1 protein-coding gene and 1 pseudogene are annotated in these 2,011 nt (G+C 38.1%); one reads left to right on the top strand and one right to left on the bottom strand.

Translation table 11 applies throughout. The features are described from left to right. Positions 1-353: 353 nt before the first annotated feature. Positions 354-1,463 carry a hypothetical protein gene (locus FTV41_RS14470; protein WP_004968110.1) on the top strand — a complete coding sequence of 370 codons (1,110 nt, stop codon included), beginning with the start codon at positions 354-356 and terminating at the stop codon, positions 1,461-1,463. A gap of 102 nt (positions 1,464-1,565) precedes the next feature. On the opposite strand, the pseudogene FTV41_RS14465 reads toward FTV41_RS14470, so the two are convergent. Next, positions 1,566-2,011: pseudogene (locus tag FTV41_RS14465) on the bottom strand (ISNCY family transposase); the annotation flags it as partial.

Here is a 2,011-nt window from a genome sequence, read left to right as displayed (position 1 = left end):
ACTGTGAGCTGTTGAAAATCAAAATTTTTAGTGTGCCTAACGGCACACTAAAAAACGGTTAGGTCTTTTAGGTGCGTTGGTCAGACACACTTCACAACTGATGAGAAAATCATAATGCACAAAAAATATGCTGTCTAGGTGCGTTCGCATGGAACTACTTATTACCCTCTTACAAACACCGTCTAGAAGTCCTTAAAACTTGCTTCGCAAGTTCACCATAGCTTCGCTATGGAAAAAGCAAAAAACAGCTAAAAACCAAAAATCCTTTTACTCGATTACAATGCTAGTTTTTGATCAAAAAACAGCGTATTTTGTGAATTAACCCTTGATAACAATGATTGGAAATATTTTGGATGATAATTTTTAGTCCACACACAAAATTTACAATGCAACGGCTCGCTGACCATGTTGCCAATGGCGCATATTTTTATTTCAGCTTTGAGTACGACAGTTCTAAGAAATCCATTGAATCCGTTTTGGATAAGATGACAGAGCGTTATGAGTTGGGTATTTCACCAAGACAGCGTTCTTACCGCCTAGAAAAGGGTCATCCTATTTGCACGATGATCGTGCAAAGAGATGTCTTTAATGAAAATAAATGGTTTCTGTATTGCTTATTCACTACGCCTACAAGTAGAGATTTCAATACTTTCAACGGTATTGAGATTAATAAACTTGCCAAAGAGTCGGAGCGTTTGAAGATTCAGACTCTTAAAGAGAAGTACAAAGGCTTTAAGTGGGATCTTGATTCGATCTCAGCAGAAAAGACCTTGATTGCAGACTACTTCAAAGATAATGAGCCAAAACAATTTGTCTTAAAAAATCCAATTGCTGTCAAACCTACTGCCCTGGTGACTATGGAGCTTTTTAGAGATACGCATAAGACTTATAAACAGCTCATCTTGGGTGATGAAAAAGACTACAAAGACAGAGTAAGGGCTTATACGTGGACTTGGCGATATACAAAGCAAAGTATTGAAAAAATTAAAACTAAATTTACTGATTCTATTAATAAATTGGCTAGTCAAAAAAATAGTTCTCTAGCAGAGAAGAACCGAGCCGACATTAAAAATCTATTCCTGATGGTTGAAACATGGTCTGTTTTCAAAGCAAGCCGTTCCCAAGCAGGGCAGATTATCCATTTTGCACAGCGTTTTTTAAAGTACAGGTCTAAGAAGCAGAAAACATGGATGCAGATGGAAATTGCTACACCACACTTGACCTATCTACCCCGATTGCCGACCTATGCGGATACGATCCATGAATATAATTACAGACGTAATCTTTTTGATGAATATGGTGTGGAAGTGCCTTTGAAACTCATTAAAGACTACTATGGTGGTGGCTATTACAACATACCGATTCAAGCCTATGTAGCTAAAGAATTAGAAATGCGTGAGAATGGCAAAGCCATTGCTCAAAAAGCGGATGAGCTTTACTTACAAGTGCTTGAAAATGAGTAAATCCGCTAAGAGAAGCTATTAAATACGGACTTTGAATAGGTTCTAACATGCAATGTTATTCCTAAGTAGAAATGTCCTACCTTAAAACCAAATAGAAATGTCCTATACCGACATTTCCAAGTCAAGCACAGGATTCAGATTTCGTTTTTGAATTGCTGTTTTCTGTGCACGTCTACGTGGCATAGCTTGAGAACGATTCCGTTTGTTTTGCTGTTCTAATTCTTCATGCTGTTGTTGAATATGGGCCAATACAGAACCCAAACGTTTATTCTCAACAATCTCTCGCTGGTTCAGCTGGCTTAATTTGTCGAAGATGCTGTAATTGATTTTTCTACCCTGATATTCAATTGCAACTGTACCATCCGGGTATTCAAGGAACTCAAGATACTTGCCAATCAATCTTTGGTTTTCTTCCGTGTTTTCCAGGAGATATACGCATTTATCATAAGTAATGGTCAGGCTGTTCGTGACTCTGCGGGGTTCACGCCAGGTAAAAATATCATCTAATTCTTCGGCTGTTTCAGTGACAGTCCGGTGTAGATCCTTGG

The sequence above is a fragment of the Acinetobacter sp. YH16051 genome, from assembly GCF_013417135.1.
GTDB lineage: Bacteria > Pseudomonadota > Gammaproteobacteria > Pseudomonadales > Moraxellaceae > Acinetobacter > Acinetobacter towneri.
Note: the sequence above shows the minus strand (reverse complement) of the source record. Positions and strands in the feature narration are given on the sequence as shown.